This is a genomic window from Streptomyces sp. NPDC055400, from assembly GCF_053644375.1.
Genome location: NZ_JBSHLM010000006.1, coordinates 41352 through 65607 on the forward strand (window position 1 = coordinate 41352; position 24256 = coordinate 65607).

At 70.8% G+C, this 24256-nt stretch carries 30 protein-coding genes; 22 read left to right on the top strand and 8 right to left on the bottom strand.

Annotated elements, in window-relative coordinates; genetic code table 11:
* Positions 1 to 39: 39 nt before the first annotated feature.
* Positions 40 to 1131, bottom strand: a complete 1092-nt coding sequence (locus tag ACWIGU_RS17155; protein ID WP_454401688.1) for a S1C family serine protease — start codon at positions 1129 to 1131, stop codon at positions 40 to 42.
* A gap of 338 nt (positions 1132 to 1469) precedes the next feature.
* Here ACWIGU_RS17155 and ACWIGU_RS17160 point away from each other — a divergent pair, with 338 nt between their 5' ends.
* Positions 1470 to 3224: a trypsin-like serine protease gene (locus ACWIGU_RS17160; RefSeq protein WP_454401690.1), complete on the top strand. Its 1755-nt coding sequence runs from the start codon at positions 1470 to 1472 to the stop codon at positions 3222 to 3224.
* A gap of 75 nt (positions 3225 to 3299) precedes the next feature.
* Here the strand turns inward: ACWIGU_RS17160 and ACWIGU_RS17165 are convergent, their stop codons facing one another.
* On the bottom strand, positions 3300 to 4322 hold the full coding sequence (locus tag ACWIGU_RS17165) for a LacI family DNA-binding transcriptional regulator (RefSeq protein ID WP_454401692.1): 1023 nt from the start codon (positions 4320 to 4322) through the stop codon (positions 3300 to 3302).
* A gap of 23 nt (positions 4323 to 4345) precedes the next feature.
* Positions 4346 to 5218: a winged helix-turn-helix transcriptional regulator gene (locus ACWIGU_RS17170; protein ID WP_454401694.1), complete on the bottom strand. Its 873-nt coding sequence runs from the start codon at positions 5216 to 5218 to the stop codon at positions 4346 to 4348.
* 255 nt (positions 5219 to 5473) lie between these two features.
* Between ACWIGU_RS17170 and ACWIGU_RS17175 the strand changes: the two genes are divergently transcribed.
* The 11 genes from ACWIGU_RS17175 to ACWIGU_RS17225 all read left to right on the top strand — a co-directional run bounded on the left by ACWIGU_RS17175 (position 5474) and on the right by ACWIGU_RS17225 (position 13427).
* Positions 5474 to 6307 carry an alpha/beta hydrolase gene (locus ACWIGU_RS17175; RefSeq protein WP_454401696.1) on the top strand — a complete coding sequence of 278 codons (834 nt, stop codon included), beginning with the start codon at positions 5474 to 5476 and terminating at the stop codon, positions 6305 to 6307.
* A 35-nt stretch (positions 6308 to 6342) separates the two neighbouring features.
* Complete coding sequence (locus ACWIGU_RS17180; protein WP_100595616.1) at positions 6343 to 6597, top strand: MoaD/ThiS family protein; 255 nt, start codon at positions 6343 to 6345, stop codon at positions 6595 to 6597.
* Positions 6598 to 6602: 5 nt separating this feature from the next.
* Positions 6603 to 7856, top strand: coding sequence for a hypothetical protein (locus tag ACWIGU_RS17185; protein ID WP_454401698.1), 1254 nt, complete (start codon positions 6603 to 6605; stop codon positions 7854 to 7856).
* 123 nt (positions 7857 to 7979) lie between these two features.
* Complete coding sequence (locus ACWIGU_RS17190) at positions 7980 to 8708, top strand: LmeA family phospholipid-binding protein (RefSeq protein WP_454401700.1); 729 nt, start codon at positions 7980 to 7982, stop codon at positions 8706 to 8708.
* Positions 8709 to 8898: 190 nt separating this feature from the next.
* Positions 8899 to 8979 (top strand): putative leader peptide, encoded by an 81-nt coding sequence (locus ACWIGU_RS17195; RefSeq protein ID WP_351257108.1) that lies wholly within the window; start codon positions 8899 to 8901, stop codon positions 8977 to 8979.
* A 137-nt stretch (positions 8980 to 9116) separates the two neighbouring features.
* Complete coding sequence (locus tag ACWIGU_RS17200; RefSeq protein ID WP_454401702.1) at positions 9117 to 9956, top strand: sulfurtransferase; 840 nt, start codon at positions 9117 to 9119, stop codon at positions 9954 to 9956.
* A 48-nt stretch (positions 9957 to 10004) separates the two neighbouring features.
* On the top strand, positions 10005 to 10292 hold the full coding sequence (locus ACWIGU_RS17205) for a DUF1416 domain-containing protein (protein ID WP_100595620.1): 288 nt from the start codon (positions 10005 to 10007) through the stop codon (positions 10290 to 10292).
* 231 nt (positions 10293 to 10523) lie between these two features.
* Positions 10524 to 10901, top strand: a complete 378-nt coding sequence (locus tag ACWIGU_RS17210; protein WP_454401704.1) for a hypothetical protein — start codon at positions 10524 to 10526, stop codon at positions 10899 to 10901.
* Between the two features lie 14 nt (positions 10902 to 10915).
* Positions 10916 to 12487: a peptidoglycan-binding protein gene (locus ACWIGU_RS17215; protein WP_454401706.1), complete on the top strand. Its 1572-nt coding sequence runs from the start codon at positions 10916 to 10918 to the stop codon at positions 12485 to 12487.
* Between the two features lie 22 nt (positions 12488 to 12509).
* Positions 12510 to 12971: a protease inhibitor I42 family protein gene (locus ACWIGU_RS17220; RefSeq protein ID WP_454401708.1), complete on the top strand. Its 462-nt coding sequence runs from the start codon at positions 12510 to 12512 to the stop codon at positions 12969 to 12971.
* Positions 12972 to 13022: 51 nt separating this feature from the next.
* The gene (locus tag ACWIGU_RS17225; protein WP_454401710.1) at positions 13023 to 13427 is read left to right on the top strand and encodes a hypothetical protein; all 405 of its coding nucleotides are present in this window, start codon (positions 13023 to 13025) and stop codon (positions 13425 to 13427) included.
* Between the two features lie 82 nt (positions 13428 to 13509).
* Here the strand turns inward: ACWIGU_RS17225 and ACWIGU_RS17230 are convergent, their stop codons facing one another.
* Both ACWIGU_RS17230 and ACWIGU_RS17235 read right to left on the bottom strand, forming a co-directional pair.
* Positions 13510 to 13776 (bottom strand): DUF3099 domain-containing protein, encoded by a 267-nt coding sequence (locus tag ACWIGU_RS17230; RefSeq protein WP_326775113.1) that lies wholly within the window; start codon positions 13774 to 13776, stop codon positions 13510 to 13512.
* A 25-nt stretch (positions 13777 to 13801) separates the two neighbouring features.
* Complete coding sequence (locus tag ACWIGU_RS17235) at positions 13802 to 14164, bottom strand: DsrE family protein (protein ID WP_454401712.1); 363 nt, start codon at positions 14162 to 14164, stop codon at positions 13802 to 13804.
* 218 nt (positions 14165 to 14382) lie between these two features.
* Between ACWIGU_RS17235 and ACWIGU_RS17240 the strand changes: the two genes are divergently transcribed.
* The 4 genes from ACWIGU_RS17240 to ygfZ all read left to right on the top strand — a co-directional run bounded on the left by ACWIGU_RS17240 (position 14383) and on the right by ygfZ (position 17129).
* Complete coding sequence (locus ACWIGU_RS17240) at positions 14383 to 14724, top strand: hypothetical protein (protein ID WP_454401714.1); 342 nt, start codon at positions 14383 to 14385, stop codon at positions 14722 to 14724.
* A gap of 257 nt (positions 14725 to 14981) precedes the next feature.
* Positions 14982 to 15554, top strand: coding sequence for an FABP family protein (locus ACWIGU_RS17245; RefSeq protein WP_266671960.1), 573 nt, complete (start codon positions 14982 to 14984; stop codon positions 15552 to 15554).
* Positions 15555 to 15661: 107 nt separating this feature from the next.
* Positions 15662 to 16129 (top strand): Fur family transcriptional regulator, encoded by a 468-nt coding sequence (locus tag ACWIGU_RS17250; protein ID WP_454401716.1) that lies wholly within the window; start codon positions 15662 to 15664, stop codon positions 16127 to 16129.
* 34 nt (positions 16130 to 16163) lie between these two features.
* A complete protein-coding gene (ygfZ, locus tag ACWIGU_RS17255; protein ID WP_454401718.1) occupies positions 16164 to 17129 on the top strand; it encodes a CAF17-like 4Fe-4S cluster assembly/insertion protein YgfZ in 966 nt (321 codons plus the stop codon).
* A gap of 19 nt (positions 17130 to 17148) precedes the next feature.
* On the opposite strand, the gene dtd is transcribed toward ygfZ, so the two are convergent.
* Entirely contained in the window at positions 17149 to 17586 is a 438-nt protein-coding gene (gene dtd, locus ACWIGU_RS17260; RefSeq protein WP_454401720.1) for a D-aminoacyl-tRNA deacylase, read from the bottom strand.
* A 140-nt stretch (positions 17587 to 17726) separates the two neighbouring features.
* Here dtd and ACWIGU_RS17265 point away from each other — a divergent pair, with 140 nt between their 5' ends.
* From ACWIGU_RS17265 to ACWIGU_RS17275, 3 genes are all read left to right on the top strand, one after another.
* Positions 17727 to 18347, top strand: coding sequence for an RsiG family protein (locus tag ACWIGU_RS17265; protein WP_454401722.1), 621 nt, complete (start codon positions 17727 to 17729; stop codon positions 18345 to 18347).
* A gap of 84 nt (positions 18348 to 18431) precedes the next feature.
* The gene (locus tag ACWIGU_RS17270) at positions 18432 to 19430 is read left to right on the top strand and encodes an asparaginase (RefSeq protein ID WP_454401724.1); all 999 of its coding nucleotides are present in this window, start codon (positions 18432 to 18434) and stop codon (positions 19428 to 19430) included.
* Positions 19431 to 19471: 41 nt separating this feature from the next.
* Positions 19472 to 20725 (top strand): GNAT family N-acetyltransferase, encoded by a 1254-nt coding sequence (locus tag ACWIGU_RS17275; protein ID WP_454401726.1) that lies wholly within the window; start codon positions 19472 to 19474, stop codon positions 20723 to 20725.
* A 120-nt stretch (positions 20726 to 20845) separates the two neighbouring features.
* Here the strand turns inward: ACWIGU_RS17275 and ACWIGU_RS17280 are convergent, their stop codons facing one another.
* Positions 20846 to 21031, bottom strand: a complete 186-nt coding sequence (locus ACWIGU_RS17280; RefSeq protein ID WP_100595631.1) for a hypothetical protein — start codon at positions 21029 to 21031, stop codon at positions 20846 to 20848.
* A gap of 175 nt (positions 21032 to 21206) precedes the next feature.
* Here ACWIGU_RS17280 and ACWIGU_RS17285 point away from each other — a divergent pair, with 175 nt between their 5' ends.
* On the top strand, positions 21207 to 22097 hold the full coding sequence (locus ACWIGU_RS17285; protein ID WP_454401728.1) for a GntR family transcriptional regulator: 891 nt from the start codon (positions 21207 to 21209) through the stop codon (positions 22095 to 22097).
* A gap of 21 nt (positions 22098 to 22118) precedes the next feature.
* On the opposite strand, the gene ACWIGU_RS17290 is transcribed toward ACWIGU_RS17285, so the two are convergent.
* Positions 22119 to 22307, bottom strand: a complete 189-nt coding sequence (locus tag ACWIGU_RS17290; RefSeq protein ID WP_454401730.1) for a hypothetical protein — start codon at positions 22305 to 22307, stop codon at positions 22119 to 22121.
* A 126-nt stretch (positions 22308 to 22433) separates the two neighbouring features.
* Here ACWIGU_RS17290 and ACWIGU_RS17295 point away from each other — a divergent pair, with 126 nt between their 5' ends.
* On the top strand, positions 22434 to 23318 hold the full coding sequence (locus tag ACWIGU_RS17295) for a GntR family transcriptional regulator (protein ID WP_454401732.1): 885 nt from the start codon (positions 22434 to 22436) through the stop codon (positions 23316 to 23318).
* Positions 23319 to 23350: 32 nt separating this feature from the next.
* Positions 23351 to 24058 (top strand): HAD family hydrolase, encoded by a 708-nt coding sequence (locus ACWIGU_RS17300; RefSeq protein ID WP_454401734.1) that lies wholly within the window; start codon positions 23351 to 23353, stop codon positions 24056 to 24058.
* Positions 24059 to 24256: the final 198 nt, after the last annotated feature.

Here is a 24256-nt window from a genome sequence, read left to right on the forward strand (position 1 = left end):
GGCTGCGGGCGGGCGCGGCGCGGCGGCGCGCGGCCGGGGTCAGCTGCCGGAGGTGCCCCCGCTGCGCAGCGAGTCGAGGTCGGCCTTGACGGTGTTGACGGGGATGGCGAAGCCGAGACCGACGCTGCCGGCGCCGGACGACCCGGACCCGCTGTCCGAACTGGCCGAGTACATCGCGGAGTTGATGCCGATGATGTTGCCGTTCATGTCGATGAGGGCGCCGCCGGAGTTGCCGGGGTTGAGGGAGGCGTCGGTCTGGAGGGCCTTGTACGTCGTCTTGGACGAGCCGGTGTCGCCGTTGAACTGCCGCCCGCCGAACTCGAACGGCCACTGGCCGTCGCTGCCGCCGCCCTGTTGCTGCTGCTGTTCCTCGTCCGTGGAGACGGTGACGTCGCGGTCGAGCGCGGAGACGATGCCGCTGGTGACGGTGCCGGTCAGGCCCTCGGGGGAGCCGATGGCGACGACCTCGTCGCCGACCCTCACGTTGTCGGAGTCGCCGAGGGACGCGGTCTTGAGGCCGGACGCGTTCTTCAGCTTGATGAGGGCGAGGTCCTTCTTGGCGTCGGTGCCGACGACGTCGGCGGTGTAGGTCTTGCCGTCGTTCGTCCGCACCTTGACCGTCGAGGCGCCCGAGACGACGTGGTTGTTGGTGACGATCTCGCCGTCGCTCGTGATGACGACGCCGGAGCCGGTCGAACTGCCCGCGTTCGAGGTCGCGCTGATCTCCACGATGGCGGGGCTGACGGCCTCGGCGACACCGGCGACGGTGCCCTTCTTGCTGGTCGGCACGACGCTCGCGCCGGCGCTGGTGGACGTGGAGTCCTTGCCGGTCAGCTCCTGGAAGGCGTACGCGGTGCCGCCGCCCACGGCCGCGGCGGCGATGGCGACCGCGGCGAGCAGCCCGAGCGGGCCTTTGACCCGCCGCCGGCGTGCGGGCGGCGCGAGGGAGCCCTCCGGTACCGGAGCGGGCCACATCGCCGAACCCGGGACGGCGTTCGCCGGCTGCGGCGGGTCGTACGCGGGCGGGGGCGGAAAGGCGCCGCCCGCCTCGGGGGTCCCCGGATACGAGGACTGCGAGTGCTGCTGCTGGCCCTGGGGGTACTCGCCGCTTCGGCGGAAGCTCTCGGTCATGGCAGTAAGCCTGTGCCGTGTACATGAGAGCCGCCTGAGCGTGCCCTGAGAGTCCCGCGAGAACCCTGTTTGCCCGAAATAAAGGCGCCCCTGGAAAACGGTGGGTTGACGGGGGGTGAGATGCGGGAGGGCGCCGGAACAACTCTCACCTGCCTGCTGTGAAGGCCGTGTGTTCAGGGGGCCGTGGGATCTACGATCCGTGCGCCGGAGGGGGGTCTGCGGCGATGCCTGGGGCTGAGCCCGATTCTTCGTGTGCTCTGTGCCCGGTACCGGCCGTGGTGTGCGTCGTCACGTCCCTTCTCGGGCCCTGAAGCCACTCTTCACACCAGGAGCCCTGAGTGATACCTGCCCTGCGCGACCGCTGGAGACGCCCCGTCACGGCGCTGTCCACGGCCGCTCTCGCGCTGGCGCTGAGCTGCGCCGGCGCCCTCGTGGCGCACCCCGCCACCGCGGCCGACGATCCGCCCGGACTGCCCGGCGCGAGCGTCGCCCGTACCGCGAATCCGGCCCCTTCCGCCTCCGACGCCGAACTGCGCAAGCGGGTCGTCGAGGCCGCGAAGACCCAGGCGACCCCGGAGACGACGCCCAACAGGACGCCGTTCATCATCGGCGGCACCGAGACGTCGATCTCCTCCGCGCCGTGGATGGTCCAGCTCTCGTACTACGACGCCGCGTCCGGCGACGGCTACTTCTGCGGCGGCACCCTCGTCGCCCCGAACAAGGTCCTCACCGCGGCGCACTGCGTCGCCGGTCTGGACTGGGTGAACAACGGCGCGGTGGTGGCCGGCACCGCCGGTCTGCTCGACAGCGCCCAGGGCACCGTCGCGGGCGTCTGGCGCCAGTGGAACCACCCGCGCTACAACGCCGACACCATCCAGAACGACATCGCGGTGCTCACCCTGGACCGTCCGCTGGAGGACCAGTGGGCGAAGGTGGTCCAGAGCAACGACACCGCCTCCTACAAGGCGGGCACCTCCGCCACCGTCTACGGCTGGGGCCTGACCTCCGGCGCCGAGGACGCCGACCTGTCGGCGACCCTGCGCAAGGCGACCCTGCCGATGGTCTCCGACTCCACCTGCAACAGCGCGATGCAGTCGGTCCTCGGCGAGGACGACTTCATCGAGGGCTCGATGTTCTGCGCGGGCACGCCGGCGACGGGCACCGACGAGGGCACCAAGAGCCCCTGCAGCGGTGACTCCGGCGGCCCGGTGGTCGTCGGCGGCCGCGTCGTCGGCATCGTCTCGTGGGGCGTCTCCGGCTGCACCGCGAAGGGCGCCTACCCCGTCTTCACGAAGGTCTCCTCGTACGTCTGGGCGGCCCAGCCGCGCATCGACGACACGGACCTGAGCTTCGACGGCCGGGCCGACCTGCTGGCGCGCACCCCCTCCGGGGGCCTGTTCGAGCAGGACAGCAAGGGCACCTCGCTCGCGACACGCGCCTACCAGAGCGCCGGCTGGCAGACCGCGAGCTGGGCCCTCCAGGCCGACCTGGACCGGGACTTCTTCCAGGACCTGATCATCCGCGACAGCACCGACGGCAAGCTGTACCGCAGCTACTACAACCACGCGTCGGACGACTTCGAGTGGATGCAGATCACCTCGGTGTGGGGCGGCTACAAGTCGTACGCCATCCCCGGGGACATGACCGGTGACTCCCGCCCCGACCTGGTCGCGGTGGACGCCGACGGCTCGACGTACCTCTACCCGGGCAAGGGCAACGGCGAGTTCTACGGCAAGGTCAAGGTCGTCGACAAGGCCTGGAAGGGCGTCAAGATCTTCGGCCACGGAGACCTGACCGGCGACGGCAAGGCGGACCTCCTGGTCCGCAACAGCTCCGGCGTCCTGTACCTCTACCGGGGCACACAGGTCGAGAAGACCCCGTTCGCCGCGCGCATCCAGGCGCGTACGGGCTGGAACTTCACCTCGTACGTGACGAGCGGCGACGTGACCGGCGACGGTATCGCCGACGTCATGGCCCGCGACTCGGGCGGCACGCTCTGGCTCTACCCGGGCACCAACAAGGCGTCCTCCGACGTCTTCGGCGCGCGCAAGAGCCTCGGCACCGGGTTCAACCAGTACAACCTGATGTTCTGAGCCCGTGTTCTGAGTGACACGCAGCACGCGCGCGTCGGTCCCGCGGTTCGGGGGCCGGCGCGCGTTTGTGTGCGGTCAGGGGCAGCCGCAGGACTGGCGGACGACCAGCCGCGAGGGGAACACCTTCAGGCGCTCACGCCGGGAGCCGGCGACGCGCAGCGAGTCGTCGAGGACGAGGTCGACGGCGGACCGCGCCATCGCCGAGCGGTCCGACGCGACCGTCGTCAGCGGCGGATCCGTCAGACCCGCCTCCTTCACGTCGTCGAACCCGGCGACGGCCAGCTCGCCCGGCACATCGATCCGCAGCTCGCGCGCGGCCCGCAGGATGCCGAAGGCCTGGTCGTCCGTGGAGCAGAAGATCGCCGGCGGCCGCTGGGGCCCGGCGAGCAGCTCGAGCCCGATCTTGTACGCGTCGTAGCGGTTGTACGGCGCCTCGAACAGCCGGCCCTCGGTGGGGAGACCCGCCTCGTGCATGGCCCGGCGCCAGCCCTCGACGTGGTCGGAGACCGGGTCGCCGACGGACGGCGTCTCGGCGGTGCCGCCGAGACAGGCGACGTACGCGTGGCCGTGCTCGAGGAGATGGCGGGTGGCGAGCTGGGCGCCGCCGATGTCGTCGATCACGACCGCGACGTCGTCGATCGCCTCGGGCCGCTCGTGCAGCAGGACCACGCGCGCGTCCCACGCCTCGATCTCGGCCGCGGCCAGATCGTTCAGGCCGTGGCTGACGAGGATGAGGCCGGACACCCGCATGCCGAGGAAGGCCCGCAGATAGTGGACCTCGCGCTCCTCGACGTAGTCGGAGTTGCCGACGAGGACCATCTTTCCGCGCTCGGACGCCGCCTGTTCGACGGCGTGCGCCATCTCCGCGAAGAACGGCTGGCGCGCGTCCGGCACGATCATGCCTATGAGGTCGGTCCGCCGCGACGCCATGGCCTGGGCGACCCGGTCGGGCCGGTACCCCAGCTCCTTGATCGCGGCGAGTACACGCTCGCGCGTGGCCGGGGCAACCGGCCTAGGTCCGTTGTTGATGACGTAGCTCACGACCGCGGTCGAAGTACCCGCCAGTCGCGCCACATCATCCCGAGTCACCTTGGCCACGCGCGGAGTCTACGCGGATGGACCTACCGCTGGGCAGGGCGTCCGGTGGCGGCCTGGTGAGTGCCCGCCCGGGGCTGCTCGACGGGCTCCGCCGCGGCCCGGGAATCGGCCCCGGAGTCCGTGGTGCCGGCCTTTTCCGCGGGTGCCGCGTGCGCCGTGTGCTCTGCGGGCTCCGGCTTCGGAGCGGCCGCCTTGGCCTTCGCCGCGTCCGCCGCCCGCTCGACCTTCTCCGGCGTCACGAAGCGGTAGCCGACGTTGCGCACGGTGCCGATCAGCGACTCGTGCTCGGGCCCGAGCTTCGCGCGCAGGCGCCGCACATGGACGTCGACGGTGCGGGTGCCGCCGAAGTAGTCGTAGCCCCACACCTCCTGGAGCAGCTGGGCGCGCGTGAAAACACGGCCCGGGTGCTGCGCGAGGTACTTGAGGAGCTCGAACTCCTTGAAGGTCAGGTCGAGGACCCGCCCCTTCAGCTTCGCGCTGTAGGTGGCCTCGTCGACCGACAGATCGCCGTTGCGGATCTCCATCGGGGAGTCGTCGGCGACGATCTGCTGGCGGCCCATCGCGAGCCGCAGCCGCGCCTCGACCTCGGCGGGTCCCGCCGTGTCGAGAAGTACGTCGTCGATGCCCCAGTCGGCGGTGACCGCCGCGAGGCCGCCCTCCGTCACGACGAGGACCAGCGGACAGCCGGGTCCGGTGGAGCGGAGAAGCTGGCACAGGCTGCGTACCTGCGGGAGGTCGCGGCGCCCGTCGATGAGGATGACGTCGGCACCGGGGGTGTCGACGAGTGCGGGGCCCTCGGCGGGGGCGACCCGCACGTTGTGCAGCAGCAGGCCGAGAGCGGGGAGCACCTCCGTCGACGGCTGAAGGGCATTGGTCAGGAGCAGCAGAGAACTCATCGCGCCCCACCTGCCTGGGTCGTCCTGCGGTCGTGCACGTTTCGCTCGCCCATAACGTCTGGTTCCTCCTCGGTCCCTGCGAGGACGTTTACGGCACTGCTTTGTATTGCTTCGTACTGCTTCGTACTGCTTTCGGCCCCGCGCCCTGGGGCCTTGTGCGCTGTGCGGTTCGCGTTCGTATACAACGCGGTCCGAAAGCACAAAAGGACCCGGGGGCTTCGCTGCCCGGATCCTCTGCCAAGGAGAATAGCCCACATGAGTACCGGTCGGGCAGGTCAGGACGCACGATCTTCTGTGCAGCGGAACACTGCGCGCTCACGGCGCGTGATGCTGCGCACGCGGGACGGTGTGCCGATCGAGGCCGCCTACGACCCCGGGCCGGGGCCCGCCGGGGGCCCGGTGATCGTGGTCGCGCACGGGTTCACGGGCGATCTGGAACGGCCGCATGTCCGGCGTGCGGCGGGGGTGTTCGCGCAGCGTGCCGCCGTGGTCACGTTCTCGTTCCGGGGGCACGGGCGGTCGGGCGGGCGGTCCACCGTCGGCGACCGGGAGGTACTCGACCTGGCGGCCGCCGTGGAGTGGGCGAGGTCACTCGGGCATGAACAGGTGGTGACGGTCGGATTCTCGATGGGCGGGTCCGTCGTCCTGCGGCACGCCGCGTTGCACAGGGGGCGCACGGAAGCGCGGTCCGACGCCGTCGTCGCGGTCAGTGCCCCGGCCCGCTGGTACTACCGGGGGACCGCGCCGATGCGGCGCCTGCACTGGCTGGTGACGCGGCCCGCCGGCCGGATCGTGGGCCGTGTCGGGCTCCGCACCCGCATTCACCCGCACGAGTGGGACCCGGTGCCGCTCTCGCCGGTCGAGTCCGTGCCGCTGATCGCGCCGACGCCGCTCCTGATCGTGCACGGCGACCGGGATCCGTACTTCCCCCTCGACCACCCGCGCATGCTGGCCTCGGCCGCGCCCGGCGGGGCCGAGCTGTGGCTGGAGCCGGGCATGGGCCATGCCGAGCACGCGGCGGACGACGGGCTCCTCGCGCGGATCGGTGGCTGGGCCACGGCATCATGGACGACGGCAACCGCCGAATAGACCGTAGGGAAGACCGCATGGGAGGAGCGCCGCACATGGCCAACGGAACCATCCGCTACTGGGCCGCGGCCAAGGCGGCCGCCGGTGTCGCCGAGGAGCCGTACGAGGCCGAGACGCTGGCCGACGCGCTGGAGGGCGTGCGTACGCGACACCCCGGTGACCTGGTGCGCGTCCTGCAGCGTTCCTCGTTCCTCATCGACGGTGACCCCGTCGGCAAGCGCGGGCATGAGACGGTACGGCTTGCCGAGGGCGGCACGGTCGAGGTGCTCCCGCCGTTCGCAGGAGGGTGACCGCGATGAGTGACGAGCCGTACGAAGACGAGTACGGGCAGCAGCAGCCGCCCCAGCAGACCCAGCACTGGCAGGGCCGGACCTGGGACACCCAGGCCCAGTCGGCGTACCCGCAGCCCCAGGGATTCGATCCCAACCAGGCCGCGTACGGGCAGGCCGAGTACGGCCAGGCCGTGTACGGGCAGGGTCCGGTGAGCCAGACCGGCGGTGAGCAGCACGCTTACGGCGACCAGCAGGCGTACGGCGGTGAGCAGCACTCCTACGGCGGTGAGCAGCAGGCTTACGGCTACGGGCAGGTGCCGTACGGGCAGGGGCCCGCGGTCCGGACGCCCGGTGGCCAGACTCCGCCGCCCGCGCATGCCGCGTACGGCCAGGCGCCCGGGGCCCCCGGTGCCGATCAGCAGACGCAGGTCTTCGGGACGGTGGCGGCGGCCCAGCCGCTGCCCGTGGCCGAGCCGGAGGCCGCCGGTTACGGGCCCGCCACCGTCACCGGCAACGCCCGCGTCACCGACGCGCAGCGCGCCCGTGCCGAGGGGCGGTCGCCGATCATAGAGCCGGGGATGCAGCCCGCCGCGCTGACCGCGCTGCTCGGGCTGCTGCTCGCGGGCGGCGCCGCGGTCGGCCAGTACGCGCTGCTCGTGCCGCTCGTGCTGCTCCAGGCCGTCACGGCCGCCGGCTGGTTCCGGCTCAACGGCATGTGGCCCGCCCGGCAGGGCATCGCGCTCGCCTTCGCGGGCGGCCTCGCCGCCGACGCCGCGCTGCTCGTCACCGGCCGGGAGCACGCGCCCGGCGCGATCCTCGGCACCCTCGGCGTGTGGGTCCTGCTCACCCTCGTCCTCCAGCTCCGCAGCCACGCGGCCCCGGACGAGCGCATGTACGGCCTGATGGCGACGGTCGCCTCCGCGGCGCTCGCCATCGTCGCGACCGGACACCTCGCGGCCGACCCGGACGCCGTGACCGTCGGCGCCGTGGCCGTCGCCGTCGCCGTCCTCGCGCGGGCGCTCCCGCTGCCGACGCCCGCCTCCGTGGCCGTCGCGCTGCTCGCCGCCGCGGGCGCCGGCATCGCCGCCGGCGGCATGACGGACATGGGATCGAAGGGCGCGCTCCTCGGCCTCGGCGCCGGTGTCTGCGCGCTGATCGGCCACCGCGTCGCGAGTTACGACTACCCGTCCCGCTTCGTGCACATGACGGCGGGCGTGGCCCTGCCGCTGGCCGCCGCGGCTCCGGCCGTCTATCTGCTCGGGCGGGTCGTGGGCTGAGCGTCCGGCGGGCGTACGGCCTGTCACAGCTGATCGACAAGAACCGGGCCGGGCCCCCTTCGCGGGGGTCCGGCCCGTACGCTCGCGATCAGGAACTGTCGTCCAGGGGGGAAACACCGGGCCATGCGTGCTCTGCGGATACTTCTGATCGTCGTCGTGATCCTGGGCGGCCTGTTCGTCATCGCCGACCGGGTCGCGGTGAACTACGCGGAGGGCGAGGCGGCCGACCGCGTGCGCACCAGCGAGGGCCTGGCCAGCACGCCCGACGTGTCCATCAACGGCTTCCCGTTCCTGACCCAGGCCGCGGGCGGCACCCTGGACGACGTGGAGATCGGCATCAAGGACTACGACGCGAAGAGCGGCGGCCAGTCGATCCGGATCGCCGATCTGAACGCCGAGATGCACGACGTTCGCTTCAACAGCAGCTTCAGCTCCGCCACCGCCGACTCGGCCACCGGCACCGCCCGCATCTCCTACGCCGAGCTGCTCAAGGCCGTCAAGAAGCAGGACGCCGCCCAGGTCGCCCCGGGTGTGACGGCCCAGATCGAGGGCCTGTCCTACGGCGGCGGCGACAAGGTCAAGGTCGCGATCACCGTGCACACGCCGGTGGGCACCCTGCACCCCACCGTCCTCAGTTCGGTCAAGGTCACCGACGGCAAGGTCTCGGCGCGTGCCGACAGCCTGCCCAAGGCCGGCGCGCTCGACCTGGCCGAGGGCCGGATCCGCGCCGTCACCGACTTCCAGCAGGCGATCGACGACCTGCCGGCCGGGATCGAGCTGGACCGGGTCGAGGCGGTCAAGGACGGCGTCGAGATCTCGGTGAAGGGTTCGAAACTCGACCTCGTCGGGTAGCAACCCGGGAACGGCGCGTCCGCACTGCGAGACGGCGCCGTCCGCACAGCAGCGACCGGCGGAGCCGCAGCGGCCCCGGAGCCCGGGGCGAGTGGCTCCGGGCCGCACTTATCTCGCATCGTGGACGATCGCGTCTCAGGATACGACACGCCGGTGACACGGCCGCCCGTGCGTACCTACGATCGGTGGCATGAAGCGACAGGCGGATCTCACGAAGCGGCGGGCAGTAGACCTGTGCCGCGTCGCCGCCATGCTCTGTCGCACCGCCTGAGCGGGACGGCAACTCCCGCTTCCCCAGGCCCCTTTGAGGCCTCCCCCCCCCCGCGCGCCTGATGCCGTCCCTGTCCGCATGCAGGGACCGTGCCCGCACTCCCGCACACCGCCGCAACTGCCCCGGAGGAGAAAAACATGAGCCGCAGCGACGTCCTGGTAGACGCCGACTGGGTCGAGGCGAACCTCGACAACCCGAAGGTCGTCATCGTCGAGGTCGACGAGGACGCTTCGGCGTACGACAAGAACCACATCAAGAACGCCGTCAAGGTCGACTGGCAGCAGGACCTCCAGGACCCGGTCCGCCGCGACTTCATCGACCAGGCCGGCTTCGAGAAGCTTCTGTCCTCGCGCGGCATCGCCAACGACGACACGGTCGTCCTCTACGGCGGCAACAACAACTGGTTCGCGTCCTACGCCTACTGGTACTTCAAGCTCTACGGCCACGACAGCGTCAAGCTGCTCGACGGCGGCCGCAAGAAGTGGGAGCTCGACTCGCGCGACCTCGTCGCCGAGATCGTCCAGCGCCCCGCCACGGAGTACAAGGCCAAGGCCCAGGACACCTCGATCCGCGCCTTCCGCGACGACGTCGTCGCCGCGATCGGCAGCCTGAACCTCGTCGACGTGCGCTCGCCCGACGAGTTCTCCGGCAAGCTCCTCGCCCCGGCCCACCTCCCGCAGGAGCAGTCGCAGCGTCCGGGCCACGTCCCGTCCGCGCGCAACATCCCGTGGTCGAAGAACGCCAACGACGACGGCACGTTCAAGTCGGACGACGAGCTCAAGGCCCTCTACGAGGACGAGCAGGTCGACCTGGCCAAGGACACCATCGCGTACTGCCGCATCGGTGAGCGCTCGGCCCTGACGTGGTTCGTCCTGCACGAGCTGCTCGGCCAGGCCAACGTCAAGAACTACGACGGCTCGTGGACCGAGTACGGCTCGCTCGTCGGCGTGCCGATCGAGCTCGGCGCCAACAAGTAACCCCGCCCGCCCCCCTGACAGACCTGACCGACCTTTTTGGAGAAGCACATGTGTGGAGCGAAGGCCGGCGGCCCCGACGCCTCGACGATCAAGCCCGGTGAGACCACCATCCAGGGCCAGGTGACCCGCGACGGCGAGCCCGTCACCGGTTACGTGCGTCTGCTGGACTCGACCGGCGAGTTCACGGCCGAGGTTCCCACCTCGGCGACGGGACAGTTCCGTTTCTACGCGGCGGAGGGCACGTGGACGCTGCGCGCCCTGGTCCCCGGCGGCTCGGCGGACCGTACGGTCGTCGCCCAGACCGGTGGTCTCTCCGAGGTCGCCATCGCCGTCTGACGCGGCCCGCCGTGTGACGGCGGCGCAGATACGGCCGAGGGGCCGCACCTCCGGGGGTTGGACGCCTACGGAATCGGGGTGCGGTCCCTCGGCTTTGTGCGGAGCCTGTGCTGACGGGCGTGTACATGGCACTGTTCTGCTAATTTTCCTGACAGGCTGGGACCTGACTCGACTTCCCTGATCCGGAAGGCGCGCCGAGGTCGTGGACTGAAGGAAAACGGGGGAAGAGCCATGACCTCTCCGGAGGGCTACCAGGTCGGGCACAAGGGCATGTCGGGCCAGGCCGGCGAACTCGACGGCGCGGGCAACGACGTCGGCAAGATCGGCAAGGCCGTCACCAGCACGATGTGCTACTCGCAGGACGCGCTCGGCGGCACCGACACCGCTCCCGCGTTCAACACGTTCGCGGCCGCCTGGGAGGCCGAGACCAAGGTCCTCGAAGCGGCCCTGCACGAACTCGCGGACAAGGTCCGCCTCTCCAGCCGCGCCTACTCCGGCTCCGACATCGGCGTACGCAACGGGGCGAAGTCCGTGTCCGTGGGCTCCGGGGAGCGCGTCGGCACGATGCCGGCGCACGCCGAGCGCCCGTCCGCGCTGTCCGGCTACTGACGGGGCCCGCGACCGTGACGGAATCCACGAACGACCGCAGACAGAAGCTCAACGGCCTGCGCGACAGGATCTCTTCGGCCGGCAGCAAGAACGACCTGATCGACGCGATCGACGACGCCCTCGGCGTCTCGGGGCCGGTGGGTGAGCCGAAGGTGATCGAAGCGCTGGGCAAGCGCTACACCGGCCAGACCGACGAGGCCGACGCCGTGAGCGACCGGATCGACAAGATCGCCCGCAAGGGCCTGCCGCAGGTCTGGGTCGGCGACACGAGCGTCCTTGCCTCCGACGTGGTGGGCGCCGCCTCCCGCGACGCCCAGCAGATGATCGAGGCGTTCCAGGGCGGCGGCAAGGCCCTGATCGCGCTGTCCGACGCGCTTCAGACGGCGCAGACCCTGGACGGCACCGGCCGCGGCAAGCTGCGCGACGCCCGCGGCATGCTCGGCGGCAAGGACGGCTGGTTCGACGACTGGCACGAGGACGACGACGAGGAAGCCCTCCGTCTGAAGGCCCGCTCCCTGGCCTCGCACGGCATCGACGACCTGCACAAGGCCGCCGCCGCCGCCGACGACGCCGCCCGTGTCGCGGCCCGCGACCTCAACAAGTTCGCCGCCGAGGCCCGCGCCGGCCAGATGGGCACCGACGAACTGACCGCCGCCGACCGGCTCGCCCTCGCCGACACCGCCAACCCGGGCGGCGACCCCGAGCTGAACGAGATCCTCAGCGCCAACGACCTCGAACGCTCCGGCCGCGCCATGGAGAACATGTCGCCCGCCGAACGGGCCCGTATGGAAAGGCTGTTGGCGAACGCGTCGAGCCCGCAGGAGAAGGCGTACCTCATGAAGGCCCTCGCCTCGGGCCACGACGTCGGCGACGTCGAGAAGTTCGGCGGGAAGATCCACGGCAAGGACGCGGCGTGGCTCTCGGAGCACCTGACGCCGGTCACCACGAATTCCGTCGCCTCCGGCAAGGAGCAGCAGGATTTCCGTGGCGAGCTCTGGGACCAGGACGACGAGACCTGCGTCCCGTCCTCGACGGTCACGGCCCGCGCCCTCGTCGACCCGGTGTACGCGCTCGAACTCACCGGCGGCCCCGACGGCACCGACGACGACCCCGACCACTTCCGCCGGCGCCTGCACGACGAGCAGTTCCGGATGAACGAGGAGGGCGACGGCGAGATGGACGGCTGGTGGTGGGACCGGCACCCGGCCGGCATGGACGGCGACGGGCAGGAGGAGATCTCCAACAAGGAGCTCGGCCCGCACACCGGCGACAAGTACGACCAGAAGGAGATGGACGGCGCCGACGACCGGCGCGGCGTCCTGCCCGACATCGAGAAGTCCGTCGCCGACGGCAAGCCCGTGCCCATCAACATCACGCGAGTCGACGAGCACGGCGACCGCCACGGCCACAGCCTGATGATCATCGGGCAGGAGGACGGCAAGCTGCAGGTCTACAACCCGTGGGGCACCACGTCCTGGATCAGCGAGGACGACTTCATCAACGGTGATCTCGAGTCCGCCGCCGACGACCGCTACTCCAAAGCCCACCAGGGCGACGTCAACCGCGTCTACATCCAGCAGGACTGAACTCATCGTGCGAATGCGAAACATGGTGCGTACCGCGGCCGCTTCGGCCGCCGCGCTCGTCACCCTCTCCGGCTGCGGCGGCTCCGCCGGGCCCGCCGCCATCGGGCCGGGCGAGCGGAGCGTCTCCGTCGGCAAGGGCGACACGTTCACGCTCGAGGTCCCGGCCAGCCCCGCCCTCGGCCAGAACTGGTACCTGGCGAGCCCACGCCCCGACAAGGACGTCGTCACGTACCAGGGCAGGCGCGAGGAGGAGGACGGGGGCGACGAAGACCTCATCGGCAGTGGCGACGGCGCCCAGTTCTTCGACTTCAAGGCGCGCGCGGCCGGGACGACGACGGTGAAACTCCTGTTCTGCCCGCACGGTCTGTGCGGGAGCGCCGAGGAGGTCAGCGCGAGCCCGGTCCCGACGGCCACGACCACGGCGGGCCCGGCGAAGTCGGACGACGAGGTCGCCTACTACGTCTACACGATCACCGTCCGCTGACCTGCACGGGAACGGAACGACGGACGCAACGACGGACGGAACGGAATGACCATGGTCCACGACCGTGCACCGCGCACTGACGACGAGGTGCTCGCCGCCACCGACGTCCCGACGCTGCTGCGCCACGGCCTGGCCCGTGACACCTTCCGCACCGCGCTCTTCGGCGACGGCGCGATCGCCGCCGCCGTCACCCTCGACCGGCTCGGCGTGGTGCCGCGCTCGGTGACGTACGTGGCGGAGATCGTCCGGGCCGGCGGCCTCGCGTACACGGCCGCGCTGCCCGAGCCGCTGCCGTCACGTGAGGCGTCCGCGTACCTGCGGGACTGGCTGGAGACGGCGGCGCAGGCGGTACAGGCGCCGGGTGACGAGACGCGGGCGGCGCGGTGGCTGGAGACGGTCGCGCAGATCGTCGCGATGCGCCGCGCCGGCCGGCGCGAGGGGTCTCAGGGTTCCTAGGGGCGTAGGGGCGTAGGGGCGTAGGGGCGTAGGGGCCCAGGGGCCTGGGGTCCTAGGAGGCTGGGGGTCCTAGGGGGGTGTCCTAGTGGTCTTCGGGCCGCTTCTTGCCGTCCAGCTCGTCCCACCACTCGTCGGACTTCGCGTCCCCGGAGGGGTCGTCCCACCAGCGGTCGTCGGGGCCGCGGCGGTTGGCGACGATCGCGGCGACGGGCGGAATCACCATCGCCACGATGCACATCGCCACCGCGGCGGGCACGGACCAGAGGCGCACGACGGCCCAGGCCAGGACGAAAAGGCCGATGCAGAGGCCCATCATGGCGAAGTACAGATGACGACGCCGCGAGTACATGCTTCAAGCCTAGGTCCGCTCCGGCTCAATAGACGAGCGCCTGCGCCCCGTCCGCCATCGCCTCCTGCACGAAGACCTGCGCGCCGGCGATCCGGACGCCCTCGATGACGTCCTTCTCCGTGATCTCGCGGCGGGCCGCGCACTGCGTGCACAGCGTGATCCGCCCGGCCGCCAGGACCGAGTCGATCAGGTCGGGCAGCGGTGCGGCGTGCGGCAGCTCGAACTCGGCGGCGCGGCCCGGCAGCGCGAACCACGACGACTCGCCGGTCAGCCAGAGCGAGACCTCCACCCCGCTGGCCACGGCCACCGCCGCCACCGTGAAGGCCTGCGAGCAGCGTTCGGGGGCATCGGCCCCCGCGGTCACCTTGATCACGAGCTTGTTCGCCATGGCTGAATCGTAATCAAGTTCCTTACAACCAGGGACGTTGCCTGTGGGTCTCCTGTGCGCGCGGATACGGAATCCGCGCTTCGAGTTCCGTGGGGGGACCCGTTGGAAGAGCTGGCTCCGCAGCCGCTGTCCGCGGCGCGGGACCGACAGGTCAAGACGGACGGTGACCCGAGCTGACCGACGCCGGCCTGCGGCACATCGCCGGGCGTGGCTGGATCATGCCGGACGGGACCACGACCCGCGTGTTCCTGCTGCACTTCGGCACCGGAGCGGCCGCCCAGGAGTTCTCCGACGGGCTGGTCAGCAGCTTCACCCCCGTCCGGCAACTGGCGGGGACCGCCGACGCGGCCGTCGACGAGTCGTACCCGGACGACGCGCACGTCAAGAACGTCAAGGAGTACGTCTACGACGAGGCGCGACCGCGCGGCGCCGAGCATGTGCGCAGCGCGTGTCTGGTCGCGGGCGACACGGTCGGCCTGGTCGTCCAGTCCCGCAAGGGCACCGCCCCCGCCGTCCCCTTCCGGCAGGCGGTCGTCCTGCAGAGCCAGCTCCTGGGCTGAGGGCACGGGGCACGGGCTCGGTGCGGCCCGCGTCCCGCTTGGGTGACCTCATCGAGAGAGCCGGGCCCCACCCGACTAAAGTGGGGCCCGGCTCTGTACCGACCACCGCTCACCGAGGAGCACCCCGTGCTTGAGGCCTTCTTCTCCGCTCTGCTCGTCCTGGTCTGCGTCGGCGTTCTCGCGTTCGCCGGGCTGACCGTGAAGAAGCTGTACCAGGGCCAGCGCTGACCCCCACCAGAGAGACGCTTTCGCAGACCATGATCGAGATCCCGTCCGACCTGCACCCCGACCTCGTCCCCCTGGTGTTCCTCCTCGGCAACTGGGCGGGCGCGGGTGTCACCGACTTCCCCGGCGCCGAGAAGGCGAACTTCGGGCAGGAGGCCTCCTTCACCCACGACGGGCGGGACTTCCTCGAGTACCACTCGCACACCTGGATCCTCGACTCCGAGGGCAACAAGGTGAAGCCCCTGGAGTCCGAGTCCGGGTACTGGCGGATCGACAAGGACCGCAAGGTCGAGGTCGTCATGGTCCGTGACGACGGCGTCGTCGAGGTCTGGTACGGCGAGCTCGCCGACAAGAAGCCGCAGATCGACCTGGTCACGGACGCCGTCGCGCGCACCGCGGCCGCGGGCCCGTACACGGGCGGCAAGCGGCTCTACGGCTATGTGAAGAGCGACCTGATGTGGGTCGGCGAGAAGCAGACCCCCGAGGTCGAGCTGCGCCCCTACATGTCGGCCCAGCTGAAGAAGGTCGTCTCCCCGGACGACGTGGCCGAGATGGCCCGCAACCTGCCGGACCTGCCCGACGACGGCATCGCCTTCTTCAAGTAGGCCCGTCTTCTTCAAGCGGTCCGTCGAGCGGTCCCGTTCCCGGTCCCGTTCCCGTTCTTCGAGCAGTCCAGAAGTCGTCCCCGGCAAGTAGACCTACACTCGGCGGTGTGGTGAGCACCGACTGGAAGAGCGACCTGCGGCAGCGCGGCTACCGGCTGACGCCTCAGCGTCAGCTGGTCCTCGAGGCCGTCGACACCCTCGAGCACGCGACCCCCGACGACATCCTCTGCGAAGTGCGCAAGACGGCGTCGGGGATCAACATCTCGACCGTCTACCGCACCCTCGAGCTGCTCGAGGAGCTGGACCTCGTCAGCCATGCCCACCTCGGGCACGGCGCGCCGACGTACCACCTCGCGGACCGGCACCACCACATGCACCTGGTGTGCCGGGACTGTACGAACGTGATCGAGGCCGACGTCGAGGTCGCCGCCGAGTTCACGGCGAAGCTGCGCGACACCTTCGGGTTCGACACCGATCTCAAGCACTTCGCGATCTTCGGCCGCTGCGCCGACTGCTCCGAGCGGTACGGCAAGGGGATCAAGGGCGACGGCGAATCCGCCGCCCCGCAGGAATAAGCGCGTCCGTGTGCTCGTCGTAGTGTCTGTGAACATGAAGAGCCCCCTCCTGTCCCTGCCCGGCGCCGTTCCCGCCGAGGGCGTGGACGAAGGCGTCGCCGCGCACTACGGCGACCTGTTCCGCGAGCAGCGCACCCTCGCCGACGGCAACGGCCTCGTCGACCTCTCCCACCGCGGCGTCATCACCGTCACCGGCGACGACCGGCTCGCGTGGCTGCACCTGCTCCTCACACAGCACGTCGCCGACCTCCCGGCCGGCCAGGCCACCGAGGCGCTCGTCCTCTCCGCGCACGGCCACATCGAGCACGCCCTGTACATCGTCGACGACGGCACCACCACGTGGGCGCACGTCGAGCCCGGCTCCCAGGAGGCGCTGATCGCCTACCTGGAGTCGATGAAGTTCTTCTACCGGGTCGAAGTCGCCGACCGCACCGAGGAGTTCGCCCTCGTCCAGCTGCCGGCCGGTTCGATCGCGCCGGTCCCGGACGGTGTCGCGGTGCGCGAGACGGCGTACGGCCGCGACGTGTTCCTGCCGCGCGCGGACCTGGAGGCGTACGCGGAGCAGAACGGGCCCCCGATCGGGCTCCTCGCCCACGAGGCGCTGCGCGTGGAGAACCACCGGCCGCGCCTCGGCTTCGAGACCGACCACCGCACCATCCCGCACGAGCTCGGCTGGATCGGCAGCGCCGTCCACCTCCAGAAGGGCTGCTACCGCGGCCAGGAGACCGTCGCCCGCGTGCAGAACCTCGGGAAGCCCCCGCGCCGGCTCGTCTTCCTGCACCTGGACGGCAGCGATGTGCACCTGCCCCCGCACGGCGCCCCGGTCCGCCTCGCGTCCGACGGCCCCGAGGGCCGCCAGCTGGGCTTCGTGACGACGTCCGTACGCCACCACGAACTCGGCCCGATCGCGCTCGCCCTGGTGAAGCGGAACGTGCCGGTGGACGCCGACCTCATCGTGGACACGACCGCGGCCGCGCAGGAAGTCGTCGTCGAGCCCTGACACCCCCCCCGGGGTCGGGCTACATCTCCAGAAGCACCGTGAACGGGCCGTCGTTCGTCAGGGACACCCGCATCTTCGCCCCGAACCGGCCCGTCGCCACGGTCGCGCCCAGGGCGCGCAGCTGTGCCACGACCTCGTCGACCAGCGGCTCGGCCACCGGTCCGGGCGCCGCCGCGTTCCAGGTGGGGCGGCGGCCCTTACGGGCATCCCCGTAGAGCGTGAACTGGCTGATCACCAGGAGCGGGGCGTCGATGTCGCTGCACGACTTCTCGTCGGCGAGCATCCGTACGGACCAGAGTTTGCGGGCCAGTTGGGCCGCCTTCTCCTTGGTGTCCTCGTGGGTGACCCCCACGAGGACGCACAGGCCCTCGCCCTTGATCTCGCCGACGGTCTTCTCCTGGCCGTCCTCGTCCACGACGACGCTCGCGCCGTCCACCCGCTGCACCACTGCTCGCATACGGACATCATGCCGTGCTCCAGAACCGCCCATCCGGGGCGGATTTGGGGCACTCGTGCACAGAGCGGCCACTCGGAGTGGCACGATTGCTCCCACGCGGTGCACCGCGTCGGTCCGGTCGAGGGGACGGTAGGGACGCAATGAGCCACACATCGAGCATCGGGCAGCCTCCAGGGGCCCCCGTTTCGCTGACGCACGCCAGTCGCATCACCGGTACGAACCGCCTCAGCACGGCGCGCCCTCCCAAGCAGCGGGTCGCCGGCCCCGAGCTTCCGGAGCCGCCCGGGCACGACCTGTCCGCGCTCCGGCTTCCCGAGCTGCGCACACTGCGCCGCGACGCCCAGCAGGACGAGGCCGACCTGAGCTACGTACGACGGCTGCTCCAGGGCCGTATCGACATCCTGCGGGCCGAGACCGCCCGCCGCAGGGACCCCGAGGCGCCGGTCGTGGACCGGCTCTCCGAGATCCTCACCGACAAGGCCGCCGGGCACCGCTCCTCCGCCCGCCACGTCACCCTCGGCACGCCCCGCAGCGAGGAGTACCGGGACCTGGCCGCCGAGATGCTCGCCGAGGTCGAGCTGTCGGACCTGGACGCCCGAACGGACGACGAGCTGCACACGGCGATGGGCCGCCTCGTGCGCTACGAGCAGCAGGTCTCGCGCCGCCGTCAGCTGCTCCAGTCGACGGCCGACGATTGCAGCGCCGAGATCGCCCGCAGGTACCGTGAAGGCGAAGCACAAGTAGACGACCTGCTCGCGTGACGCGGCCGCACCGGTGACCCCGGTGGCCCGCTGCGGGGCGGGTCCGTCCATGGCCCGCCATGGACCCGCCCCGGAAGGCCACCGATGTCCCCCTCCTCCGCCGCCGCCATACCCCCGGTCCTCGCCGAGGTCGTCCGTTCCGGCTTCGTCGAGGGCCATCACCGAGGAAGCCTGGTCGTGCTCGCCGCGGACGGGACCGTGGAGCTCGCCCTGGGGGACGTGACCGCTCCCGTCTTCCCCCGCTCGTCGAACAAGCCGATGCAGGCGGCGGGCGTGCTGCGCGCGGGCCTCGACCTGTCGGGCGAGCGGCTCGCGCTCGCCGCCGCGAGCCACTCCGGTGAGACCTTCCACCGCGCTCTCGTCCAGAAGATGCTGTCCGAGCACGAGCTGACCCCGGCCGAGCTCCAGTGCCCGCCCGACCTGCCGCTCGACCCGGCCGAGACCGAGACGTACCTGGCGGCGGGCGCCGTACGGGACCGGGTCACGATGAACTGCTCCGGCAAGCACGCGGCGATGCTGGCCGCCTGCGAGCTGAACGGCTGGCCCAAGGACTCCTACCTGGACCCCGGCCACCCGCTCCAGAAGCTCATCCACGAGGTCGTGGAGGAGGCCGCGGGCGAGTCCGTCGCCGCGGTCGGTACGGACGGCTGCGGGGCGCCCCTGATGGCCATCAGCCTCACCGGCCTCGCCCGGGCCTTCCGGCACTTCGTGCTCGCCCCCGAGGGCTCGGCGGAGCGCCGGGTCGCCGACGCGATGCGCGCGCACCCCGAGTACGTCGCCGGTACGCGCCGCCCCGACACGTGGCTGATGCGCGAGGTGCCGGGCACCCTGTCGAAGATGGGCGCCGAGGCGGTCCAGGCCGTGGCGCTCCCGGACGGGCGGGCGCTCGCCTTCAAGATCGACGACGGCTCGACGCGCGCCCTCGGCCCGGTCCTGGCCCGCGTGCTGCGGATGCTGGGCGTGGACGGCGAGGTCGTGGCCCGCATCGGCTCGGCGCCGCTGCACGGCGGCGGGGGCGTGGTGGGGGAGATCCGCGCGGTCTTCCAGGCCCCGCTGCCGGACGGGACGGGGGCCGCGCGGTAATCGGGTGGCCTCACCCCGCGGGCCCCGCTTAGCGTGACGGGATGACCCGCGACGACATCGACGTACGGCCGATCACCGATGACGAGTTTGCCGACTGGTCCCGCGCGCTGAACACCGGCTTCCTGCGGAGTACCCCGGACTCGCGCGAAACCCTCGACAAACGCAGGGAACAGGCGCGCGGCTCCCGGATCCTGGGCGCGTTCGACGGCGGGCGCTGCGTCGCCACCTACCGCTCGTTCCCGCAGGAGCTCACCGTGCCGGGCGGCGCGGCCGTCCCCGCCGACGCGATCTCGAACGTCACGGTCAGCGCCACCCACCGGCGGCGCGGCCTGCTGAGCCGGATGATGGCGGCCGACCTGGCCGACGCGAAGTCCCGCGGCGACGTCGTCGCGACGCTCATCGCCGCCGAGTACCCGATCTACGGCCGGTTCGGCTTCGGGCCCGCCACGTCGCTCACCGAGTGGGCGGTGGACGTGACGCGCGCCGGTCTCGACCCGCGCCGGCCGGTGCCGGACGACGGGGGCCGTATCGATCTCGTCGACGGCGAGGACGTCCGCAAGACGGGCCCGGAGCTGCACGAGCGGCTGCGCGCGAGCCGGCCCGGCGCCGTGGACCGCGACGGATTCTGGTGGCGCCGCAACACCGGACTCCTCGAAACCCCCGAAGATCCCTGGAAGGAGCCCTTCTACGCGGTCTACCGCGCGCCGAACGGCGAGGCCGAGGGACTGATCGTCTACAGCGTCGACGACAACTGGGGCGACACCAAGCAGCCGCACAACACGGCGACCGTGCGCGACCTGATCGCCGTCACCCCGGCCGCCGAGCGCGCCCTGTGGCACTACGTCTGCTCGGTCGACTGGATCGCGACCGTCCGCACGGGCTACCGGCCCCCGGACGACCTGCTGCCGCACCTGCTGCCCGACCCGCGCGCGGCCCGCGTCGTCACGCACGCGGACTGGCTGTGGGTGCGGATCCTGGATGTCGTCAGGGCGCTTGAGTCGCGTACGTACGCGGGGACGGGATCGCTGGTCCTCGAGGTCGGCGACGCGGCCGGCCTCTCCGGGGGCCGCTACCGGCTGGACGCGGAGCCCGGGGGTGCGGTGTGCGCACCGACCTCGGAGGAACCCGAACTCACGCTGGACGTGAGCGAGTTGGGGACGCTGTGGCTGGGCGACGAGTCCGCGGTGCGGCTCGCCGCGCTCGGCCGCGTCAGGGAGGAGAGGGCGGGCGCCGCCGCCATTGCCGACGCCCTGCTGCGTACGTCCAGGCGCCCGTGGTGCCCGGACATCTTCTGAGGCGCATGTGCCCGGACACGTCTTCTGGGGCGCATGTACCGAGGTGTGCTGTGGTGCTCCGGCGCGCTGTGACGCCGTGGCGTGACCGGGCTCCCGGCTCCCCTCCGGAAGGGAGCCCGGTCAGCCGCTCTGGGCCAGCAGCATCACGAGGATCACGGCCCCGATGCCGCTGATGAGGTTGTTCTTGGCCTTGAGGCCGATGGAGAGCGCGACGAACGCGATGATGCCCATCGGCCCGTACTTCCACTGGATCAGCTGCTCGAACCCGATGGCGAGGGCTGCTACGGCGATGGCGATGAACGGCATGTCTGGTCCCCCTTCAGTTCGGGAGCGATGACCAACCGGGCCAACCCCTGAGGATGTCCGACCAGGTGGCTCAAGTTGGCAACCAACTCCACTGAACTTATCTCCGCTCAACGCCGACTCATAACCACCTTTCCCTCAACTCCCCAAAGATGGCGGGAAGTTGTAGGGTTCGTCTGTGGGTTCGGAACCTGCCGCGGTCAACGGCCACCAGGAGCCGCCGGCGACGTATCGCCAGGTGGCCGACGAGCTGCGCGCCCGGATCAGGGCGGGCCGGCTGCGGCCGGGTGAACGACTGCCGACCCAGGCCCGCCTCGCCGACGAGTTCGGCGTGGAGCGCGCCGCCGTGCGCCAGGCCCTGCGCGTCCTGCGCTCGGAACACCTGCTCGCCGATGTGTCCCAGGGGGCCCCGGCCACCGTCGCGCGGCACACGGGCCCCCTCTTCACCGGCCCGGGATCGCCGCCCCAGCCCACGATGGCGGGGCTCGGCCCGCGGGTCACCGCCGCGTTCGGCGCCCAGCACGTCCAGATCGACGCCCTCTGTCTGACCGCGGTCTCGCTGACGCTCGCGATGGGTGAGCCGCTCCGTCAGATCCACGCCGGCCGTTCGAATCCGGCCAAGGTCGACGTCCGCGTCCTGCTGCCGAGCCGCGACATCGACCTCGCGTTCCCGACGCGGGTGGGCACGGCGGACGCCCGGCTCCAAAGGAACTGGCTGGCGCAGCGCAACGCGCAGGGGCAGGTCCTGCGCCACAATCTCCTCGCCCTGCGCTCCACGCACGGGATCGACGTCCACGTCACGTTCAGGGCACTGCCGTTCACGCCACCGATCAAGCTCTATCTGCTCAACGGCGGCGAGGCGCTGTTCGCGTACTACACACTGACGAGGCGGGACGAGCAGATCGACCAGGAGCACCTGGAGACGTACGGGGTGCAGGGCACGCGGTCGATGCTCTTCCGGTTCGAGCAGGGGCAGGGGCTGCGGGAGACGACGTTCGTCGAGCAGTCCCATCTGTGGTTCGACAGCCTCTGGAACACGATCAGTTCGGACCTGACGCTCACGCCGTGAGGGCGCGGGGACCCGCCTGTGTCAGAGCGCGGGTCCGGCGATCATCAGCGCCAGGAGTACGGCGCCGACGGAGCTGCAGGTGGGGCTCTTCGTCCTGACGCCGATCGTGAGGAGCAGCAGGCCGGCGATCCCGACGGGACCGTAGCGCCACTGGACCAGCTGCTCGAAAGTGATCACGAGGACGGCGGAGAAGAAGGTGAGGACGGACATGGTGGTTCCTCCTTTGGCCATCTTGCTCCAAGTTGGTAACCAACTACGATGAAGTTGTCCCCACTTGGTCAGGGTGAATAAACAACTCATCAACAACTCCCGCCAAGTGATGGTTAGTTGTAGCGTTTGGTTGTGACTCAGGAGAGCGTTGCAGTGAACGGCAGCAGAAGGACCTCACCGCAGGAGATCGCCGACGTCCTGCGGGAGCGCATCAAGTCGGGTGAGCTGCGCGCGGGCGAGCGGCTGCCGACGCAGGCGGAACTGGCCGAGGAGTTCGGCGTGGAGCGCGGCGCCGTACGGCAGGCCCTGCGCTCCCTCCAGGAGGACGGCCTGCTCAGCAACGTGAGCAAGGGCAGCCCGCCGAGGATCGCCGAGCAGGCCCCGGCCCGCGACGAACCGCAGCGCACGATGGTCGGCCTGGCGCCGCGCCTGTCCGAGGCGTTCACGTCGCCGCAGGTGAGCATCGACGCCGTCTGCCTCACCGCGGAGACCCTGATGCTGGCGCTCGGCGAGCCGCTGCGCTTCATCCACGAGGGCCGTATGCGCCCCGACTCGGTCGACGTGCGCATCCTGCTGCCGGGCAGGGACATCAATCTCGCCTTTCCCGTATCGGTCGAGGACGCCGGAGCCGGGGAGAGTGATGTCGTGCACCAGCGCTGGCTCGACCAGCGCAACGCGCAGGGCCAGGTCCTGCGCCACAATCTGCGCTCGCTGCGGTCCTCGCACGGCATCGACGTACGGGTCACGTTCCGCGCGCTGCCCTTCACTCCGCCGGTCAAGCTCTACCTGCTCAACGGGAACGAGGCGCTCCTGTCGTACTACCTGGTCACGCGGCGCGAGGAGGAGATCGAGAGCGGCACGCTCGACATGTACGACACGCTCGGCACGGAGTCGCTGCTGTTCTCGTTCGAGAAGCGGGCCGGTCAGCGGGACACGGCGTTCGTGGAGGAATCGCAGAAGTGGTTCGACGCCCTCTGGGAAACCATCACCACGGACCTGACACTCTCCTAGTGACTTCTGATGCAACGAAGCAGACTGTTCCGGTGGCTGAAGAGACAGAAGGCCTGCGCGAGCTGATCAAGAGTGCACAATTTGTGATCTTCGACTTCGACGGGCCGATCTGCAGACTGTTTGCCCGGCGTAAGGCGGAGCGCATCGCGGCCGACCTGGTGGAGTGGCTCGAAGTGCGGGGCTTGCACAGCCTGTTGAGCAGCCTGGAGCGCCAGTCGCTCGACCCGCAAGTGGTTCTGCGCGCCGTCGACCGCAGGCGTCCCCAGAGCGACCTCGTGGAGGAGCTGGAGGAACGTCTCACCCAGGAAGAACTGCGGGCGGCCTCCTCGGCCTGGCCCACGGAGTACGCCGACCCGCTGATCAGGACATGGAAGGCGGTCGGCGCACACCTGGCGATCGCCACGAACAACTCCCCGCGCGCGGCGAAGCGCTATTTGGCAACGCGCGGCCTGACGGAGTGTTTCAGCCCTCACATCTATGGCCGAACCCAGGACCTGCACCGGCTCAAGCCGGATCCGCACTGCCTGTTGCGCGCGATGAATGCTCTGGGAGCGGACCCCACGGCAACGCTGATGATCGGTGACACGCCCTCGGACTATGAGGCGGCAATTGCGGCGGAGGTCCACTTTCTGGGCTACGCGCATCACGAGGACAAGGCGAAGGTGTTGCACGAGGCCGGCGCGCAATCCGTCGTCGGTTCGCTCGAATCCGTGCGGCGGATCCTGATGGATCAGGCCTGAAGGACCACCGAGCGAGGATCACGGATCCCAGGCGCGACCAGTCTCGCCGCGCGTCCGCAGGCCGGCCGCGAGCGGGGTCACTGTGACGAGGCCGATGGCACCCGTACTGCGACCTGCGCCGTTTTCGCACACGCGGGCATATACGACCTCCTCCCCGTCATCGGTCCCTGAATCCGGTGCTTGAGTCGTGACCCCGCA

What these genes read in the sequence shown, in the direction of transcription:
- ACWIGU_RS17155 (WP_454401688.1), bottom strand. Translation starts at nt 1,131, where the DNA reads ATGACCGAGAGCTTCCGCCGAAGCGGCGAGTACCCCCAGGGCCAGCAG.
- ACWIGU_RS17170 (WP_454401694.1), bottom strand. Translation starts at nt 5,218, where the DNA reads ATGAGTTCTCTGCTGCTCCTGACCAATGCCCTTCAGCCGTCGACGGAG.
- ACWIGU_RS17175 (WP_454401696.1), top strand. Translation starts at nt 5,474, where the DNA reads ATGAGTACCGGTCGGGCAGGTCAGGACGCACGATCTTCTGTGCAGCGG.
- ACWIGU_RS17180 (WP_100595616.1), top strand. Translation starts at nt 6,343, where the DNA reads ATGGCCAACGGAACCATCCGCTACTGGGCCGCGGCCAAGGCGGCCGCC.
- ACWIGU_RS17185 (WP_454401698.1), top strand. Translation starts at nt 6,603, where the DNA reads ATGAGTGACGAGCCGTACGAAGACGAGTACGGGCAGCAGCAGCCGCCC.
- ACWIGU_RS17190 (WP_454401700.1), top strand. Translation starts at nt 7,980, where the DNA reads ATGCGTGCTCTGCGGATACTTCTGATCGTCGTCGTGATCCTGGGCGGC.
- ACWIGU_RS17195 (WP_351257108.1), top strand. Translation starts at nt 8,899, where the DNA reads ATGAAGCGACAGGCGGATCTCACGAAGCGGCGGGCAGTAGACCTGTGC.
- ACWIGU_RS17200 (WP_454401702.1), top strand. Translation starts at nt 9,117, where the DNA reads ATGAGCCGCAGCGACGTCCTGGTAGACGCCGACTGGGTCGAGGCGAAC.
- ACWIGU_RS17205 (WP_100595620.1), top strand. Translation starts at nt 10,005, where the DNA reads ATGTGTGGAGCGAAGGCCGGCGGCCCCGACGCCTCGACGATCAAGCCC.
- ACWIGU_RS17210 (WP_454401704.1), top strand. Translation starts at nt 10,524, where the DNA reads ATGACCTCTCCGGAGGGCTACCAGGTCGGGCACAAGGGCATGTCGGGC.
- ACWIGU_RS17220 (WP_454401708.1), top strand. Translation starts at nt 12,510, where the DNA reads ATGGTGCGTACCGCGGCCGCTTCGGCCGCCGCGCTCGTCACCCTCTCC.
- ACWIGU_RS17225 (WP_454401710.1), top strand. Translation starts at nt 13,023, where the DNA reads ATGGTCCACGACCGTGCACCGCGCACTGACGACGAGGTGCTCGCCGCC.
- ACWIGU_RS17230 (WP_326775113.1), bottom strand. Translation starts at nt 13,776, where the DNA reads ATGTACTCGCGGCGTCGTCATCTGTACTTCGCCATGATGGGCCTCTGC.
- ACWIGU_RS17235 (WP_454401712.1), bottom strand. Translation starts at nt 14,164, where the DNA reads ATGGCGAACAAGCTCGTGATCAAGGTGACCGCGGGGGCCGATGCCCCC.
- ACWIGU_RS17240 (WP_454401714.1), top strand. Translation starts at nt 14,383, where the DNA reads ATGCCGGACGGGACCACGACCCGCGTGTTCCTGCTGCACTTCGGCACC.
- ACWIGU_RS17245 (WP_266671960.1), top strand. Translation starts at nt 14,982, where the DNA reads ATGATCGAGATCCCGTCCGACCTGCACCCCGACCTCGTCCCCCTGGTG.
- ygfZ (WP_454401718.1), top strand. Translation starts at nt 16,164, where the DNA reads ATGAAGAGCCCCCTCCTGTCCCTGCCCGGCGCCGTTCCCGCCGAGGGC.
- dtd (WP_454401720.1), bottom strand. Translation starts at nt 17,586, where the DNA reads ATGCGAGCAGTGGTGCAGCGGGTGGACGGCGCGAGCGTCGTCGTGGAC.
- ACWIGU_RS17265 (WP_454401722.1), top strand. Translation starts at nt 17,727, where the DNA reads ATGAGCCACACATCGAGCATCGGGCAGCCTCCAGGGGCCCCCGTTTCG.
- ACWIGU_RS17270 (WP_454401724.1), top strand. Translation starts at nt 18,432, where the DNA reads ATGTCCCCCTCCTCCGCCGCCGCCATACCCCCGGTCCTCGCCGAGGTC.
- ACWIGU_RS17275 (WP_454401726.1), top strand. Translation starts at nt 19,472, where the DNA reads ATGACCCGCGACGACATCGACGTACGGCCGATCACCGATGACGAGTTT.
- ACWIGU_RS17280 (WP_100595631.1), bottom strand. Translation starts at nt 21,031, where the DNA reads ATGCCGTTCATCGCCATCGCCGTAGCAGCCCTCGCCATCGGGTTCGAG.
- ACWIGU_RS17290 (WP_454401730.1), bottom strand. Translation starts at nt 22,307, where the DNA reads ATGTCCGTCCTCACCTTCTTCTCCGCCGTCCTCGTGATCACTTTCGAG.